A 17,710-nucleotide genomic window follows, 5' to 3' on the forward strand; every position below is an offset into this window, starting at 1 on the left:
ATGGGAAAAACCGTGTCGCGTCTGCCTCGGCAGGGATTAAATCAACGGGAATGACTGATGTCATTCCCAAGGACATCCTGCTGTCTCTGGCCGGGCGCGTGCCCGATTTGGCTTTCGCCAATCGTTAAGTGTAGAGGAGAGCCGGATCAGCTCCCTTGCTCGATGTCCTGCAGAGCAGAGAAATCGACTTCAACGGAAGGGCCCATGGTGGAGGTCACATACAGGGACTTCCAGTAGCGGCCTTTGGCACCGCTGGGCTTGTTGCGGTCGATGGTTTCCTGCAGGGTCTTGAGGTTCTGCAGCAGGGCATCGGCACTGAAGCTGGCCTTACCGAAGCGAACGTGGACGATGCCGGTGCGGTCGGCACGGAATTCCAGTTTGCCGGCTTTGAATTCCTTGATCGCGGCCTCGAGATCCGTGGTAACGGTGCCTGCCTTGGGGTTGGGCATCAAGCCACGGGGGCCGAGAACCCGACCCAACTTGGCCACCTTTGGCATCATGTCGGGAGTGGCGATCAACAGGTCGAAATCCATTTCGCCCTTGCTGATGCTTTCCACCAGGTCTTCTTCACCGGCGAGTTCGGCACCGGCGACTTTGGCTTCAGCCACCTTCTCACCGCGGGTCACTACAGCGATGCGCACGGTCTGACCGGTGCCGTTGGGCAGAGCCACGGTGGTGCGCAGCTGCTGGTCGGTGTACTTCGGATCGATGCCGAGGCGCACATGGGCCTCCATCGTCTCGTCGAATTTCGCATTGGCGTTGTCCTTGACCAGGGCAATCGCCTCGAGGGGTGCGTAGGCACGGTCCTCGATCTTGCCGGCCAGGCTGGCCAGGCGCTTGGAGATTTTGGGCATGTTCAGAGTTGGGGTTCAGACGACATCAGGGATGCCTCCCCCGTATGGGTTGGAGAAGCGATGCAGCGACGTCAGTCGCTGATGGAAACGCCCATGTTGCGGGCGGTGCCTTCGATGATCCGCATGGCGGACTCAACGCTGGTGCAGTTGAGATCGGGGAGCTTGGTCTTGGCGATCTCCTCGAGCTGAGCCCGACTGATCGATCCAACACTGCCCTTGGCGGACTCACCGGATCCTTTTTGGATCTTTGCGGCCTTGGTGATCAGCACCGACGCCGGAGGCGTCTTGGTGATGAAGGTGAAGCTGCGGTCTTCGAAGACCGAGATCTCCACCGGAATCACATAACCGGCTTTGTCCTGCGTCCGAGCGTTGTACTCCTTGCAGAACATCATGATGTTCACACCGTGCTGACCGAGGGCAGGGCCCACCGGCGGCGCGGGGTTGGCTTTGCCGGCATCTAGGGCCAGCTTGATCACAGCTACGACTTTCTTGGCCATCGGCTGGGGGGTTTGGACAGCTGCGGATCACCAGACCCTCGGGTCGGGTGCGGCGGAATGGTTGCCCACTCCCAAGGCCGCCCTCCGCAGGGAGACGGCCGCCGCCAGGTCAGTTCTGTTTGCTGATCTGAGAGAACTCCAGTTCAACCGGGGTCTCGCGACCGAAGATGGAGAGCAGGGCCTTGAGCTTGCTGCGCTCGCCGGACACCTCGATCACCTCGCCCTGGAAGTCCTTGAACGGTCCAGCGGTCACCAGGATCTGATCGCCCTCGGTGAGATCCACCTTGACGACGGTCTTCTTCTCGGCAGCGCGCTTGAAGATGCGATCCACCTCAGAGCGGCTAAGGGGTCGAGGCTTGATGTGACCTCGGGCCTTACCGGTGGCGCGCCGGTCTTCTGCACCGACGAAATTGATCACGTTCGGGGTGCTCCGCACCGCCATCATCGTGTCCTCATCCAGCACCATCCGAACCAGCACATAACCGGGGAAGACCTTCTCCTCGGTGGACTGACGGGTGCCGTCCTTCTTCAGCTTGACGGCAGGAGTCTGGGGAATCTCGATTTCGAGGATGCGGTTGCTCACCCCGAGGGTGACGGCCCGCTGCTCCAGGGTGGCCTTGACCTTCTTCTCGCAGCTGGAAGCCACCTGAACGGCATACCAACGGGCGATGGCCGTGTTGGCGACAGCCGCCGCAGGCAAGGTGCCGTCTTCCCCCTCGTTCGGGGCCGGCAGATCAAGCACCTCAGGGGCGTCCGGTGTGGTCAGGTCTTCGGGCACGGCGAGAAAGGTGATATCGAGTCAGCGGAACACCTGGGACGAAGCCCACCCAAAAAAGCGACTGACAGCCGCGATGGTGGCGGCCGAAAGGCTGACCATCAGGATCACAGCGATGGATTCGCTGAACAGTTGCTGGCGGCTGGGCCAGACCACGAGTTTCAGCTCATCAACCGTGTCCGCCAAAAAACCACCGGATTTGGTGGAATCGGCAGCGGCCTTGGAGCCGTCAGTTGTGGTGGTGTCCTCAGAGATGGGGCTGGTCACGGGGATGGGACCGGAGGTGACAACGGTGCCGGTAGGCACTTCGCCAAACAGACACCCTACCGGATGCCCTCAAACCCCCACTGGATCGAACACCAGGGCATTCGTGCCAGCCTCCCCCAGACGCACCGTCACGCCACTGGCTCCGACAAAGCGCTCCTCAAGCAGCAGGGTGGAGAGCGGATTTTCCAATTGGCGCCGCAACACCCGACGCAGCGGTCGCGCCCCGTACTCCGGTTCGTGGCCCTGACGGGCCATGGCCTCGGCAACAGCATCGTCCACCTGAAGGGCAAGACCCTGCTCGGCCAACAGGGCAGCGAGATCCTTGAGCTGCAACTGAACAATCCGCACCAGATCGGAGACCTCCAGCGGACGGAAACGAATCACCTCATCGATGCGGTTGAGGAATTCAGGCCGGAACTGGCTGGAGAGCGCTGCATCCACCTGCTGTTGCAGGGCTGAGTCATCAGTGGATCCCGAGCGGGCATGTTCAAGGATCGCCGGGCTGGCCAGATTGCTGGTCATCACAACCACGGTGTGGCGGAAATCGACGGTGCGGCCCTGGGAATCGGTGAGCCGGCCGTCATCCAGCACCTGCAGCAGCAGGTTAAAAACATCGGGATGGGCCTTCTCCACTTCATCAAGGAGAAGCACCGCGTAGGGACGACGGCGCACGGCCTCCGTGAGTTGCCCCCCTTCCTCGTAGCCGACGTAGCCGGGGGGAGCACCGATGAGCCGAGCCACGGCATTCCGCTCCATGAACTCACTCATGTCGAGGCGAACCAGTGCCTCCTCTTCATCGAAAAGCGACCCCGCCAACGCCTTCGCCAGCTCGGTCTTGCCGACGCCGGTCGGCCCCAGGAACAGGAACGATCCCACCGGACGACGGGGATCCTTCATCCCGGCCCGAGCCCGGCGGATGGCAGCGGCAACGGCCGTCACCGCCTCGCCCTGACCAATCACCCGTTCCGCGAGATGGGCGTCGAGATCCAGAAGTTTGCGCCGCTCGCCCGCCAACAGACGCTGCACGGGGATCCCGGTCCAACGGGCCACCAGATCCGCGATATCACCAGCCTCCACCTGCTCACGCAACAGAGCCGTTCCGGCCGACTGTGCCTCCGCCTGGGACGCTTCCAGTTCATCCCGGCGCTGCTGCACCCGGTGTAGCTGGTCGTACTGCAGGCGGGCCGCTTCCTCAAGGTCACCATCCCGCTCGGCCTCAGCGATGGCATGGCGCAGGTCTTCATCCTGCTGGAGCAGCTGGCCGAGCTCCTCGAGCTGACCGCGCTCCTCCTGCCAGCGCCGCCGCAGATCATCCAGTCGCGTGGACACTTCAAGCCGGGTGCGTTGGAGCTGAATCCGCTCCGCTTCAGGGGCCTGCTCAGCGGCGAGCAAGGCCAGTTCAACGCGGCGCAGATCCGCCTCGGCCTCCTCCACCACCTGGGGCTTGGAGGTGACCTCCATCTTCAGTTGCGCCGCCGCCTCATCGATCAGATCAATGGCTTTGTCCGGCAGGCAGCGATCGCTGATGTAACGGTCGGCGAGACGGTTGGCGGTCTGAATGGCCTCATCGGTGATGCTGACGCCGTGGTGTAGCTCGTAGCGCTCCTTCAGGCCACGCAGAATTTCGAGGCTCAGCTCCAGATCCGGCTCCCGAATCACAACCTGCTGGAAGCGGCGGTTGAGGGCCGGATCCTTTTCCACCGTGAGCCGGTAATCCTCGGGCGTGGTGGCACCGATGCAGCGCAGATCGCCACGGGCGAGGGCTGGTTTCAACAGGCTGCCGGCATCGGTGCTGCTGCGATCACTGCCGACAACGGTGTGCAGCTCATCGATGAACAACACCACCCCGGAATCGGAACCACTTACCTCCTCGAGCACCGAGCGCAAGCGTTCCTCGAACTGACCTCGGAACTTGGCACCGGCGATCAAAGCCCCGAGATCCAGCGCCACCAGCCGCAGACCCTGCAGCGACTCCGGCACTTCACCCGCCACGATCCGCTGCGCCAGCAGCTCCGCAATCGCTGTTTTGCCAACACCGGGTTCACCGATGAGCACCGGATTGTTCTTGCTCCGGCGCGAGAGCACCTTGATCAGGTTGCGAATTTCAGAATCGCGACCGATCACCGGATCGAGGCTGCCTGCTTCCGCCTCTTCGGTGAGATCCCGCCCATAGGACTCCAAGGCGGTGGGGGGCTCCGGCAAAGGGGCCTCAGGGACAGGCGACTGGGGAGCGACAGGCTCTGGCCCGCGCACCGCACGGGAGGAGGACGGAACGCGCGCCACCCGTTCACGACGGGGCGCTTCCTGCTGCACCTCTGGCTGAGACCGCGGCATCGACCGCTCCTGGGGCGGAACGGTCACGCCAGGAACCCGGTCATCCATACCCAGTTGGATCAACTGCTCCAGGGCATCGGCCGACAAACCAAAGCCGGCGAACAGATCAGCGCCGATGCGCGGATCGGCACCAATGGCCATCAACACTTCCGGCAGATCGATGACGTCACTATTCCAGCGCCGTCGGATGGCATCAGCCGAATCGAGCAGCTGTTCCAGGTCATCACCGATGAAGAGCTCAGCGCCTCGCCCCGAGGGCTGATCGGCCAGCTCATCCTCCAAGCGGTCCAAAAGCGCATCGATGGGGAGGGGCAAACGCTCCACCAGACGACGGCAGGCGGGATCGGTGAACAGCACCTGGATCAGATGCTCCACATCCAACTGCTCATGGCGCCAGCGACGAGCGACGTCCTGACCACTCAGCAGCAGATCCCAGGCCGCGTCGCTGAAGCGATCCGGCTCATGGGTGAGGCTGCCGTTCAACGCTGGCGATGAAGTCATCCGGTTCTTCAGGCGTGGGCTTTGGAGGACATCTCGATCAATTCCACCTTGTAGCCATCCGGATCTTCAACAAAGGCGATGACCGTGGTGCCGTGCATCATCGGACCAGGCTCCCGAACCACACGACCGCCCTTGTCGGCAATGCCGGCGCAGGTGCTGTGAATGTCCTCCACCCCCAGCGCGATGTGGCCATAGGCATCACCCAAGGTGTAGCTGTCGGTGTCCCAGTTGTGGGTGAGTTCCAGGACCGTGTGGTCTTTCTCCGACCCGTAACCGACAAACGCCAGGGTGAAGCGGCCGCTGGGGTAATCCTTTCGACGCAAAAGCTGCATGCCCAGGACCTCGGTGTAGAAGCCCAGAGACCGCTCCAGATCAGCGACCCGGAGCATGGTGTGAAGCATCCGCATGGGTGAACGTCTGGAGCATGAACCTGCCGTCATTCTGGCCAGGTATGACCCGTCACAACACGAGAGAGAGGGGCGACCCATAAGATCCCCGGGTTAAGCGTCCGTCCCAACGTGATCGATTCCCTCGACCTCGTCATCGACACCATCGTGGCCCGAGAGGTGCTCGATTCCCGCGGCAACCCCACGGTTGAAGCCGAGGTGCTGCTCGAAGGAGGTGCCATGGGACGGGCCATCGTTCCCAGTGGTGCCAGCACCGGCGCCCACGAAGCCCACGAACTGCGTGACGGCGGCGACCGCTACATGGGCAAGGGTGTGGGCCAGGCCGTGAACCACATCGAAGAGCGGATCGCACCGGCCCTCTGCGGCCTTTCCGCCCTTGATCAGGCGGCTGTGGACGCCGCCATGCTGGAGCTGGACGGAAGCGACAACAAATCCAACCTGGGAGCCAACGCGATCCTGGCGGTGAGCATGGCCACCGCCCGCGCTGCTGCCAACGGGCTGGGCATCCCCCTCTACCGCTACCTCGGTGGCCCAATGGCCAACCTGCTGCCGGTGCCGTTGATGAACGTGATCAACGGTGGCGCCCATGCCGCCAACAGCCTGGACTTCCAGGAATTCATGCTGGTGCCCCACGGGGCTCCGAGCTTCCGCGAAGCCCTACGGATGGGCACCGAGGTGTTCCACACGCTCAAGAAACTGCTCAGCGACAAGGGCATGAGCACCGCCGTGGGCGATGAAGGCGGCTTTGCACCGGATCTGGGCAACGTGGAAGCCGGCGAAATCCTGGTGGAAGCGATCAGCAAGGCGGGCTACAAGCCTGGCGCGCAGATCTCCCTGGCCCTGGACGTGGCCAGTACCGAATTCTTCGAGAACGGCCGCTATGCCTTCGATGGCGGCAGCTACACCAGCGCCGAGATGGTGGGCCAACTCGAGCAACTGGTGGAGAAATTCCCGATCGTTTCGATCGAGGACGGTCTGGCTGAAGACGACTGGGATGGCTGGAAGCTGCTGACCGAACGCCTCGGCGGCAAGGTGCAGCTGGTGGGTGACGACCTGTTCGTGACCAACACCAAGCGTCTTCAACAGGGCATCGACAGCGCCACGGCCAACTCGATCCTGATCAAGGTGAACCAGATCGGTTCGCTCACCGAAACCCTCCAGGCCATCGACCTGGCAGGCCGCTCCGGCTACACCAGCGTGATCAGCCACCGCAGTGGCGAAACCGAAGACACCACGATCGCCGACCTCTCCGTCGCCACCCGCGCCGGACAGATCAAGACCGGTTCCCTCAGCCGCAGCGAGCGGGTCGCCAAGTACAACCAGCTGCTTCGCATCGAAGACGAGCTGGGCAGCCAGGCCGTGTACGCCGGTGCTGTTGGCCAGGGCCCCCGCGGTAAGGCCTGATCTCAGGCCCCCGACGAATGTTCAACGGTTGGAGCCGGGCAACTGCTCCAACCGCTGATCACGACGGATCTTGACCTGCATTCGGAACCAGCCCAAGCCCACCGGCAAGGCAGCAGCCGCCGGAACAATGGACCAGAGCGGGCGGGCACTGGCACCCACAATCGCGGTGGCCAAAGCCAGGCATCCGAGCAACACCGATTGGCCGATGGATTGCTGGGCCAGGGCCATCCGGCGGAACTGACGATCCGATTCGCCCAACCGCACTTGGAGCTGAAGATCTCCCTGCTCCAGGCGTTCCAGGCTTTCGTCCAGGCGTCGGGGGAAGGCCGCAGCACGGCTGCTGAGGGCCCCGACCTGACGGCCGAGTTCGTTGAACAGATCGTTGCTGCCGGAGCCGCTGGAGGTCATGAGTGGAAGGAGATAAGGCTTGGCGATCGCCACCAAGCTAAAAGCGGGATCAAGGCTGCGACCAACACCCTCAAACGTGGACAAGGCCCGCATCACAAAGATCAGCTCAACCGGCAGACGAAAGGGCTGGCCATAGACCAGGTCGTAGAGATCGCCGGAGAGTTTGTCGATCACGTTGGCCGTGAAGGGTGGGGTGAGGGCCTCCTGCAGCATCAGCCGCACGAGACGGCGCACCGGACCCACATCAATGCCGCCGGAGATCACACCGGCCGCCTGCATTTCCTCCACCAACGCCGCTGAATCCCTTGCAGCAGCGGCGCGGACCATGGCTCCCAGACGTCGACGCAAGCCATCTGACAACAGCCCCATCATCCCGAAGTCGTAGTAAATGAGCGCTCCATCACTTGCCACGGCGAGGTTGCCGGGATGGGGGTCGGCATGGAAGAAGCCAAACCGCACCAGCTGCTTGAGATAACTGGCTGCACCCACTTCAGCCACCGCGGCCGGATCAACACCGGCTTCGATCAACGCCTGACGGTCGTTGACCTTGATGCCGGGCAGGTAGTCGAGGCACAGCACACGGCGCGTGCTCAACTCCCAAATCACACCAGGAATCCTGATGCGTTCGTCATCCAGAAATTGCTGACGAAAACGAGCGGCGTATTGCGCCTCAACGCGGAAATCGAGCTCACGCAGCAGCACACGGCGACATTCCCGTGCCATCGCCGGCCAATCACGACCACGCCCCCAACTGGGATTGCGTTGCAGCACAGCTGCCACCTGCTGCATCACCTCCAGATCAAGGCGAAACAGGCGATCGAGCCCAGGACGCTGCACCTTGAGCACCACCTGCCGGCCACTGCGCAGGCTGGCGCGATGCACCTGGGCCAGCGAGGCAGCACCCAAAGGCTCGGGGTCGAGGTCGATCACCTCGGCACAGCGCGGACCCAGCTCTCGCTCAAGCACAGTCTGCACCTGATCAAAACTGAAGGCCGGAACGCTGTCCTGCAGCGCTGCCAGTTCGGCTACCCAGCCCGCGGGGAGGATGTCTGGGCGGGCGGAGAGCAGTTGCCCCAGCTTGATGAAGGCGGAGCCCAGAGACAGCAGCTCAGCCGTCAACCAACGGGCTCGCTGTTGCTGACGGCGGACACGACGCTCGGCGGTGACACCACCCCGGTAGGTCCAGGACTGGCCATCCCACCACAGCAGCAGCAGCAGCGTCAGGACAGCGCGCCAGATGCGGAGCGCTCGCAGCAGTCCGAGCATCAGGGGCGTGCCTCGATCGCTTGGCTCAGATCAGCCACCTTTGCCCGCAGACGATCGATCACCGCCTGTGGGTTTTCCGACGGTTCCGACGACGACGCCACATCTGTATTAACCGTGGCCTGATCACCCCGTTCAATCCGTTCCGCTTCGGCGCGCACCTCGTCCTGAAACAGATCCCATTCCTGGCGCAGCCGTTGTGGGGCGTCTTGCGCCAGCACCGCCAACTCCGCTGCCGCGTCCGCAACGCCGTGACCAAGGCGCGCACTGATGCGGTTCACCGTGGCGCGAATCAAGGCCTCCGACGAGCCCATGGACCGATTGCAGACAGCTTCAACTGTGGCAGATCCAACCGGAGATCAGGGCTGGGGCGGGGTCACGGGCTCAATGACTTCGAAAAAGGCTTCCGCGCCAGGAGGCAGCACAACAGGTTCCGGCTCAGCCACCAAGACCGGTGACTCACCGTCTGGAACAACCACAGCAGGCATCACCTCGATGGACTCCTCAGGAAGGACCAGGGAATCGAAGTTGCTGTCATCGAGCTCGAGTGCAGGCTCCTCGGCGGATGACGGGGCAGGTCCGTCGTCTTCCTCAAGTTCGGGGGCAATGGTTTGGGGGTCCGACCAGGCGGGGGCTGTCCACACGGGGGGTTCGGGGGTCTGCAGCGCCAGATCGGGTTTCGGCGTCTCCTTGACCGGTCGGCTTGCAGCTTCGACGGCCTCTAGGGCTGTGACATCCGCTTGAAGGGATGAGTCGTCGTCACTGAACCGGGCCCGAATCTCCTGCAAGGAATCACCTGGAAACGCGAGCGGTGTGAAGTCCTCAGGGGCAGGGTCCTGAGCGTTGGTCTGCAGTGTCAACACCCGCTCGGCGATGCCGTAACCGAGGGCGAAACAGCAACCAGCTACAAGGGGGGCCACCCAGAAACGGGACTTGGTTTCTGAAGGGGCGTCAGGAGAGCTGGTCTTGTCCACGCATGGTTCTAACAGAGACTCGATTGTGACAGGGATCTAAGGACAAGGAAATCTGTGCAATCGCATCCGTCTTACAGACCCTGACCCTATTCGCATGGCCATGCATCAACGACCCAACCGCCGATGCAATAGGGCAGCTCTAACTCAACAAAGCCTCTCGCTAACTAAATTCGTCAAAGGGAAGAGGTGACAAAAAATTTACGGCGCTTACTCGGCAGCAGGAGCCTCAAAGACGGGCAGAATGCGACATCAAAAAAATATCAACGGCAAAAATCAGCAGCAGTCATAACGAATATTTAGCAACAAACAACAGAAAGCAAGAGTACATTAAATAAGTGAAAGTATTATGCAAATTCTTGCTCAAAACTATACCTACACTTTGACATCTGCAGGTTCAGTAAATATAGAGTTTTACAATTTTCGCAATCATTTTTTGCCAGTACTCAGATCCCGCGTGCCACACAGTTCCCTCGGAATAGATCGAGCGTGTAGTTAATTTCAGGCCACACAAAAGCTCGTCAGATGGCAAAACCACATCACATACATTCCGTGAATCTGTTTGATAGCGACTACACAAAAAACGAATAGACTCAACATTCTGAAAATGAACGTCTTTTAAAACACTGTCACTATTTAAAATCTCTCGCAAGGGTTCAAAATATTCCGGCTCTAAATGCTCCAACGGCAAAGGAGCGCCAATAAAAACTACCTTATCAGGACAACTCCGAGTGAGTTGTCGAACAACAGGAGAGACTCGAAATTGCCAGGCATTAATAGACTCGAATTGTCTATCGATCTGCCATGAATCTAAACACGACTCGATAACAGATGGAGAGAGCAAAAAAGGAGGGCTATTCTTTGGGTAATAAAATGGCGCAAAATATTTACACGGAGAAGCCACGATAAAAATTTTCTGGTAATCATGAATACAAGGCACTTTCACTTTGCGCTTGTTACCACAAGAATCCTTTATACGCCATACATCTTGGAGATTACATTCATATCGGTTATTAACTTTCGGCACAAGATCGGGAGCACGGATAAAACCGTCTGACTCTAAATTCAAGTATCCAAAACCTGTTTCCCACAAAGCCGCAAAGTCAAAAGTTTCAGCCAACTTCTTGTCGAAGAGACGAAATCCCTTGAGAAAACCAGCTAGTTGCGAAGATCCTATAGCAAGAAAATTGCTCACCGCCCAAATACCTCCAACAATTCCTCCTCACACTCAACACCATCATCTTGAGCTTTATCAAGATTCATTGTTTCAAAAAATGACTTTTTTGAGGATTTAATAATTGAATGGCTGGCAAAGAAATGCCTCATAACCACTTCAACAGTTTCACTCCTCACTGATCTCAAATTATCGGAGAATCCAGTTGAGTGGTTTCTTGGATTTGTCACTATCTCATAGGAAGGGAAGTAGTCAACAAAATCTTTTTCTGCCCAATACCCCGCTATCGCTCTTAAAACCGATTTCGAATAGACAGTAGATGAGAGCACATGATTACCACTCGCGGTAGCAGTCAACGGCACGGGAGAAACTGTCAAAATCATCTTAAAATCTTTGTTTTTTCTAATACGCATCATGACTTTCACGAACTCACGCATATCACGATTAATCGATCGAAAATTGGGATTTTGAAACTCAAAACTATCTTCATCGAATTGACCAGCAACAACCCCAGGAGCTGTTGGGTATACAGTCCCATACTTTTTATCCACCCACATCTCAGTGAGGCCAAGAGTAAAGATCAACACATCCAATTTTTTAAAAAGCTCTTTGACTCTTGAGATATGAAAGTGACGATGATACTGAACGTCATTTAAAGACCTAAGACCCTGAGGCTCCACAGCGGGTCGCAGTGCATCGAAAAATCTGCCATCCTTTTCCCATATATAGTTCTGTGGAGACCATTCACCTGCAACCTCTTGCGCAAGCTGCATTAATTGGCGGACTGTATAAATATTACCGTACCTCGCAGAATACATTGAGTATCCAAACTTTTGACGCAAATCCTTTGGAAGACTTGGTGGGGGAGGCTCAACATCTAAAACGTTATATCCATTCTTCTTTAGGTGACGCGAAATATGCTGAGCAAAACAGGAACCCGCAGTTGCGATCTTCGCCTTAGGAGATATGTCGAACTTTTTTTTGTAAATACCTTCGATAGCATTAGGATTTTCCTGAGCTACCCCAGTTTTCCAAAATGCACTTTGAGGCAAATCAATATAAGGATTTTTCGCCAAAAATAACAATTAATTAATATTCTCCAATACTAACACGTTTCTTTTTCAACTCCGCGGAAGAGTACTAAGGCCTGTTGCACATCTTGGAGATAGTTGCTGTAACTTGAGTGACTTTCAACAGAACCTGGCTCTCAAGGCTTTGCAAGATGCTCTCATCGACCAATCAAGCAACGCATTTACTTTAATCTCGTTGGTCGAGAAAATAGCAGAATTTGAGATTCAATGGCAGACAAAATCTCAATGCATTTAAGTAATACACTAGCATGCTTTTTTAGATGAGTACTATCTAGCTTACTGAAGCCAACTGAAGATAGAAATACATTACGAACCAAAGACTCTTACGAATTGAAATCGCAAACCGATAAAACAACTTCTCGAGACAAGAGATGAATCAAAGGCATTCACTCCAGCAATCAAAAAAACTAAATCAGGAATATCTCAGCGCAGCAATAGAAGGGATTGCAATGCTACTGAAATGGCAAGCCAGACGCGCCAATCTCCTTATCGTCGAGAAGGAGATCTACCGAACATCCGATTATCGTCAAATCAAATAAAACAAACAGAATTTACAAGTTTAACACTTAAATAATCCTAATCAGCACGAACATAAAACATAACCCAAGTTTTACCAAAGGAACTTAAAAAATCAAGCAGATCCAGGGAAGATTCTCTCAAATTCATGACGATCCATGAGGTTCATAGGTTATGTCGTGTAGTCGGCGTTTACACACACCTTTCAACGCTTTACTACACACCTTTTCTAAAGTCCTTCTTCTGACTGCCATTTGGCGAGCAAAAATCGCCCAGTCATTGTCACAGGGTTATCACAGCACGGTTTCGGAGTTATCACAGTCGTCAGCAGAGAAGGACTGGAGTTCACCAAACGCCCTGCAATTACTGGGATATGGCACGTGTGTATCAATGCACCCGTCACAAAGTTGTTTCATCCATGCAGAGGTGGGTATCCAGCAGCAAGACCATAGGTGCATCGAATCTTTTGACTTCAGATCCAGCACCACCACCAACGGCACCACTGGCATCTGCCTGTATCAAAACTGTGGATCAAAAAGCAGCGCCTCTGTGGAGGTGTCCCAATGACCATCTATGGATATTGGAGGTGCAGCACGAACGAACAAGACCAGCAACGGCAGGTGCTCTCCCTGAAGCAAGCAGGTTGCGACCAGATCCTTGGGGACAAAATCACTGGCACCAGTGACTGGAGCAGCAGACCCCAACTGCTGAAGTGCCTCAACCTCATAGAGGCAGGGGACACCTTGGTCATCTCTGAACTGTCACGGTTATCCCGCTCCTTCATGGGAATGGTCAACCAGGTGTCAGACCTCCTAGAAAGAGGGATCCACATCAAAACTCTGGATGGGAGGTTGGATACCACTGCAATGCCAGCAGAGATAACGATGCTGATTGTTTCAATCCTGGGATACGCAGCGTCTCAAGAACTCGATCAAATCAAGACCAGAACCGCAGAGGGAAGAGTGGTTGCAAAAGCAAGAGGCGTCAAATTCGGAAGGAAGAGAACTTACACGTCATATCAAGCAGACGAAGTTGTGAGAAAGCACAATGATGGGAATGGAATGGGCACCATCGCTAAATCAGTGGGAATGAGCAGATCAATGGTTCAAAGGATTCTCCGAGAACACAAGCAAAATCAATTACTCACTGCCTGAACGCCTCTGTTCATGCATTATTCATGCAAAACCAACCCTTGACCATGCTCTCTTTTGCACTTCCGCTGCTACTAGCAGCAACCACGTCTGCAGCGCCCAGAATAGACAATTCTCCAGTTGTGACGCGACCTCCCAAGGAGGCATACATGACAAATTGCATGGCATATGGACTTTCACTTCAACCAGAGGACCCACGATTTGGGAAACAATGGGGATCTGGTGCAGACAAAGTTTTTCACAGATCATTATGCCTATGCTGGTACTCTCATATAGGGAACAAAGACACTTATACTCATAACGAGTTCAGATCTTCCCAGAAGAAATGCGCCGATGAATACGAAGAGGATCACATCAGGGCAATGATCAAATACCTCAAGATTAAAGAGCTGAGAGAGAAACTAGATTCAGGAAAGGACATCTGAAATTCGACACATTTAAATGGTGTATTAAATCACCTTAAGAGGACAATGCTCACCATAAGTCACCCTAGATTGCACACACTCAAGACCGCAATCACTTATTGACAAATGGTGCAACTTCTGGTATAATAAATAGGATGAATTTGAAGTCGATTTCATATTCAGAACGAGACAATACTTGCTCTAAGTGCTGGCACCACTTGGATAGTTAAAAAAGGAATGGACTACTAAAAAACAGTATCTAGAAGATCGCACCTTCCATATCGGTTGAAACTGCCTAGTCAGTGACTTAAACGATATAGCAACATTTCTTGGGTTAGAACATAGAGCACTTACACAATTGAATACATCTCTGAAAATCTAGGTGAAATACTAGTTAGGAGGAGGTGTATCCAGAAATAATCACTAATTAATCAAACAATGAAAAACAGATTACAGGACGAATTAATCAAATGGTGCTTCAAGCAGATTAATGATGGGTTTGATCCTTTCTATCTAGTAACAATACATCTTGAGAACCCTAATGACTGGATACGAACCAAAAGAGAAACGTACAACAACCCACTGGGTTACCAGGATAGGTATGGACTGAACACCAAAGTAGATGGCATACATTTTAGCGCTATAAACTTCATTGAAAGAATGTCATTGAAGTATTGGAGTTTCAGACGTGGTAACGACAACCTAGTTAGCAAGGATCTTCAAAAAGCAATCAACGTCATCCTCTACAGATACTATGGAATCAAGAGGTTAGACAAATACGGGGACTCCATCAACAGGTTGGCATTCCTTGAACTCGGAAAGCAAAGGTCGGAGAAGCAACTCCATGCCCACATACTGCTACCAAAACGTCTGGAAGGGGATTCTCCAGAAGAATTGGACCTTGTGCTTGCTCAGTTGAGCAATAAGGTCAAATCGGTGTCAAAGGTACGCACTCCGCACATGAAGATGATAGACACACTGATCGTTGATGATAAATACAAGATGTACAACACTGCCCAAAAACGGGTTTGTGCATACTGCTGTAAACAAACCAATGACGATCACATCTCATTGGACATCTGGAACTCAAAACCAATTATGATGCGAATATAACATCAAACACAAAACCATATCAACAGTTTTGCAAAATAGTAAACATGAATTATCTAGGCAGGTTGGACACAAGAAAATGCAAACACAAATAACGCTTCAAGCAGGAAAATTACACATGAATTTAGGGGTGATGACGAATTACGCATAAGCATAAATTTGTTCAATTGTTGGTATAAATGAAATGAGTATAAATTTGTCTTTGGCAACAAATTTATTTCAGCGGACACTCAATTTATTTTCAAATACAAATGTTATTAGGTCGTCACTCACAAACTCCTTGACGGCGTGCACGGACAGATGACCAGAATTATCTCTATACAATCTAATTCCATTGATATGACTCGGACACCTCAATTCACCGCACAGGATGTCTTCAATATGATAAACATGAAAATAAGGATTGCTATTCTCGATCTTACTTAGTTGATCAAGGGCATATTGGGCATTATTCATGTATTCTACACGGTCAATCGTGGAAAATCGAGAACAATTAAAATTCATTTGGAACCATTGGGGTTGATAACATGCATCATTAATTGCACTATCCAATCGCTGCCATGTCGGTATTGGCGAAAAATAGACGACATTCATCTTTTTGGTACGACCAATTTCGGCAATTGCATTTACTGAACTTTCATCAATCTTATTGCCCGTCACACCCACAAACAAGATGTCACCATCTTTCCCTTCTTTGATGAGATGTTTTGCTCTGACAATATTGCTTTCCTTGCATGTCCCTTGAGGATTTGTCTTTTTGAATAAAGGGTCAAAATCACAACCCGTAACGACTGACATCACAATTCCCATCCCAAATTCTTTGTGGAGTTTTTCAAACGAGGGCGAAAGGTGGTGAATATAACTACTGCCTATTACAAAAATAGTCGGTGAACTATTTGATTTTGGCAGTATTTTGCACTCTTCAATTACCGACTCGCTAATTACCCCCTTATATAGAAAGCACTTATCTCTTTGAATGGGACTATTTGTGATAAAAGGAGTAGTAGCAGCGTGCGGGGAGTCAACTCCCGTACATGTGTTGTACTGGAAAGGTTTGCAATTAATGTTTCCAAGATAGAGGTTTTTGTTTAAGAGTTTGCCAAGAGAGATAATTCCTCCAGAAACCGTTATAAGAACTCCGCCGCCAACAACTAGGGTTTTCCAACGTTTCCCAAACCAGTTGCCCTTACGTAGTGGTGTTTCGATCCATTTATAAGAAGCAACCGCTAGACCAAGCATCAGGGCAACCTGGAAGGGCACTGACCACCAGTGGATGCCAATAGTCCAACGACTGATCGATAGCACCCCCCAGTGCCATAGATAGAGCGAATACGAGATCAAACCGATATAGACCACTCTGGGGTGAGTGAAAATATTGAATACTGCCGTCTGTTTCTTCAATGATGCAATCAGGATGGATGACAATGCAACAACTGCAATTGTGGATGCTGCTGCTAGTGACATCGGCAGATACATCACCCCAACAATTAATGCCAGGACTAGTAGAGGTGGCACTCTCTCTAGGTATTGTTCAATTGATGCTCGCTTCTGAAAACCAATAAAGATCAGACAACCTGCTGCCATTTCCCAAAACCTGGATGGCATTAAGAAATATGCTGCTGGTTGGTTCGTTGGGTAGAGATGTAAAAACCCTACTAACGATGCGATCGTCAGCATTCCAACGATCAGGAATAAATTACGAGCACCATGCTTAGTTTGTCGTCCAAATCCAGAAAACCAAATCAGAAATGGGAATAAAATGTAGAACTGCTCTTCAACCCCAAGAGACCATGTGTGAGTGAAGACGTTGAGTTCTGTAGATTGTGCAAAGTAATCTGTTGATTGCTTGAGAAGGTAAAGATTGGAAAGTCCAAACAGTGATGTCAGACCAGTCCGCAACGACAAATCTGGGGATGGATTGAACAGACAGATCGCGATACTCGTGATCAGCACAAAAACTGATAGTGCGGGGACTAGTCGCTTGATCCTGCGTTCATAAAACCCACTGATGAAGTCCTTAAAATCTTTGCTGGGTCTCCCGAACAAAGATGACGTGATGACATATCCAGATATCACGAAGAAAATATCAACACCAAGATATCCTCCTGGCAGGATATCTTTGTTGAAATGATTGATGATGACCGCAACCACTGCAAATGCTCTCAGACCATCAATCTCTGGTCTGTATCGACTTGTCTTTGATGCATTATTTGCATTAACGCTTCCTTGACTTGCTATCTCCCTTGTTGGCATCAATCTTAAGGGGGGGATTACATTTTACCATGAACATAAATTAGCAATAGTTGCTTTGACCGTTTTGAGATCTGTCTTGGTTTCTTCAAATGCACTGGTTGTTACTAAAGTGTCCTATTTTTTGTATTGCTGCTCTTCTACTGAGAGGCACATCTATAAACATGGAGATGTGACCAGCAGGTGCCTGGTCTGCTTCGTCAATAAGTGGGTTATTTTCTGAGTCCGTCACTGCTATCTCTGTCATCCAATGATTTTGCTCTGCCTTGAGTCATTGCGCTTCCACTAAATGAGTGAGAAGAAAAGACACTCAAAAAATCAAAAGGTGACAAA

General features: G+C 53.4%; 15 protein-coding genes. 3 read left to right on the top strand and 12 right to left on the bottom strand.

Translation table 11 applies throughout. The annotated features are described in order from the left end of the window. Positions 1-146: 146 nt before the first annotated feature. From rplA to gloA, 6 genes are all read right to left on the bottom strand, one after another. Entirely contained in the window at positions 147-854 is a 708-nt protein-coding gene (rplA, locus tag SynA1562_RS12025) for a 50S ribosomal protein L1 (RefSeq protein ID WP_186494035.1), read from the bottom strand. Positions 855-925: 71 nt separating this feature from the next. After that, on the bottom strand, positions 926-1,351 hold the full coding sequence (gene rplK / locus SynA1562_RS12030; protein ID WP_006851160.1) for a 50S ribosomal protein L11: 426 nt from the start codon (positions 1,349-1,351) through the stop codon (positions 926-928). Between the two features lie 109 nt (positions 1,352-1,460). Continuing rightward, positions 1,461-2,129: a transcription termination/antitermination protein NusG gene (nusG, locus tag SynA1562_RS12035; protein ID WP_186494036.1), complete on the bottom strand. Its 669-nt coding sequence runs from the start codon at positions 2,127-2,129 to the stop codon at positions 1,461-1,463. A 21-nt stretch (positions 2,130-2,150) separates the two neighbouring features. After that, entirely contained in the window at positions 2,151-2,393 is a 243-nt protein-coding gene (secE, locus tag SynA1562_RS12040; RefSeq protein ID WP_186494037.1) for a preprotein translocase subunit SecE, read from the bottom strand. 69 nt (positions 2,394-2,462) lie between these two features. After that, positions 2,463-5,228 (bottom strand): ATP-dependent Clp protease ATP-binding subunit, encoded by a 2,766-nt coding sequence (locus SynA1562_RS12045; RefSeq protein WP_186494038.1) that lies wholly within the window; start codon positions 5,226-5,228, stop codon positions 2,463-2,465. Positions 5,229-5,236: 8 nt separating this feature from the next. Continuing rightward, entirely contained in the window at positions 5,237-5,635 is a 399-nt protein-coding gene (gene gloA, locus SynA1562_RS12050; RefSeq protein WP_186494039.1) for a lactoylglutathione lyase, read from the bottom strand. Between the two features lie 111 nt (positions 5,636-5,746). Between gloA and eno the strand changes: the two genes are divergently transcribed. Then, entirely contained in the window at positions 5,747-7,039 is a 1,293-nt protein-coding gene (gene eno, locus SynA1562_RS12055; protein ID WP_186494040.1) for a phosphopyruvate hydratase, read from the top strand. A gap of 21 nt (positions 7,040-7,060) precedes the next feature. On the opposite strand, the gene SynA1562_RS12060 is transcribed toward eno, so the two are convergent. From SynA1562_RS12060 to SynA1562_RS12080, 5 genes are all read right to left on the bottom strand, one after another. Beyond that, positions 7,061-8,713, bottom strand: coding sequence for an AarF/ABC1/UbiB kinase family protein (locus tag SynA1562_RS12060; protein WP_186494041.1), 1,653 nt, complete (start codon positions 8,711-8,713; stop codon positions 7,061-7,063). Then, complete coding sequence (locus tag SynA1562_RS12065) at positions 8,713-9,024, bottom strand: DUF6825 family protein (RefSeq protein ID WP_186494042.1); 312 nt, start codon at positions 9,022-9,024, stop codon at positions 8,713-8,715. The genes SynA1562_RS12060 and SynA1562_RS12065 overlap by 1 nt, the downstream gene beginning before the upstream one ends. A gap of 45 nt (positions 9,025-9,069) precedes the next feature. Next, positions 9,070-9,684 (bottom strand): hypothetical protein, encoded by a 615-nt coding sequence (locus tag SynA1562_RS12070; RefSeq protein ID WP_186494043.1) that lies wholly within the window; start codon positions 9,682-9,684, stop codon positions 9,070-9,072. Between the two features lie 394 nt (positions 9,685-10,078). Continuing rightward, positions 10,079-10,876 (bottom strand): hypothetical protein, encoded by a 798-nt coding sequence (locus SynA1562_RS12075; RefSeq protein WP_186494044.1) that lies wholly within the window; start codon positions 10,874-10,876, stop codon positions 10,079-10,081. Beyond that, positions 10,873-11,931, bottom strand: a complete 1,059-nt coding sequence (locus SynA1562_RS12080) for a GSCFA domain-containing protein (protein WP_186494045.1) — start codon at positions 11,929-11,931, stop codon at positions 10,873-10,875. Before SynA1562_RS12080 ends, SynA1562_RS12075 begins: the two co-directional genes overlap by 4 nt. Before the next feature lie 1,094 nt (positions 11,932-13,025). Here SynA1562_RS12080 and SynA1562_RS12085 point away from each other — a divergent pair. Together SynA1562_RS12085 and SynA1562_RS12090 are read left to right on the top strand one after the other, a co-directional pair. Continuing rightward, entirely contained in the window at positions 13,026-13,616 is a 591-nt protein-coding gene (locus tag SynA1562_RS12085) for a recombinase family protein (RefSeq protein ID WP_186494046.1), read from the top strand. An 839-nt stretch (positions 13,617-14,455) separates the two neighbouring features. Beyond that, positions 14,456-15,130 (top strand): hypothetical protein, encoded by a 675-nt coding sequence (locus SynA1562_RS12090; protein WP_186494047.1) that lies wholly within the window; start codon positions 14,456-14,458, stop codon positions 15,128-15,130. 216 nt (positions 15,131-15,346) lie between these two features. Here the strand turns inward: SynA1562_RS12090 and SynA1562_RS12935 are convergent, their stop codons facing one another. After that, positions 15,347-17,380, bottom strand: a complete 2,034-nt coding sequence (locus tag SynA1562_RS12935; protein WP_222929799.1) for an acyltransferase family protein — start codon at positions 17,378-17,380, stop codon at positions 15,347-15,349. Between the last annotated feature and the right edge of the window lie 330 nt (positions 17,381-17,710).

It is taken from the genome of Synechococcus sp. A15-62, from assembly GCF_014280075.1.
GTDB lineage: Bacteria > Cyanobacteriota > Cyanobacteriia > PCC-6307 > Cyanobiaceae > Parasynechococcus.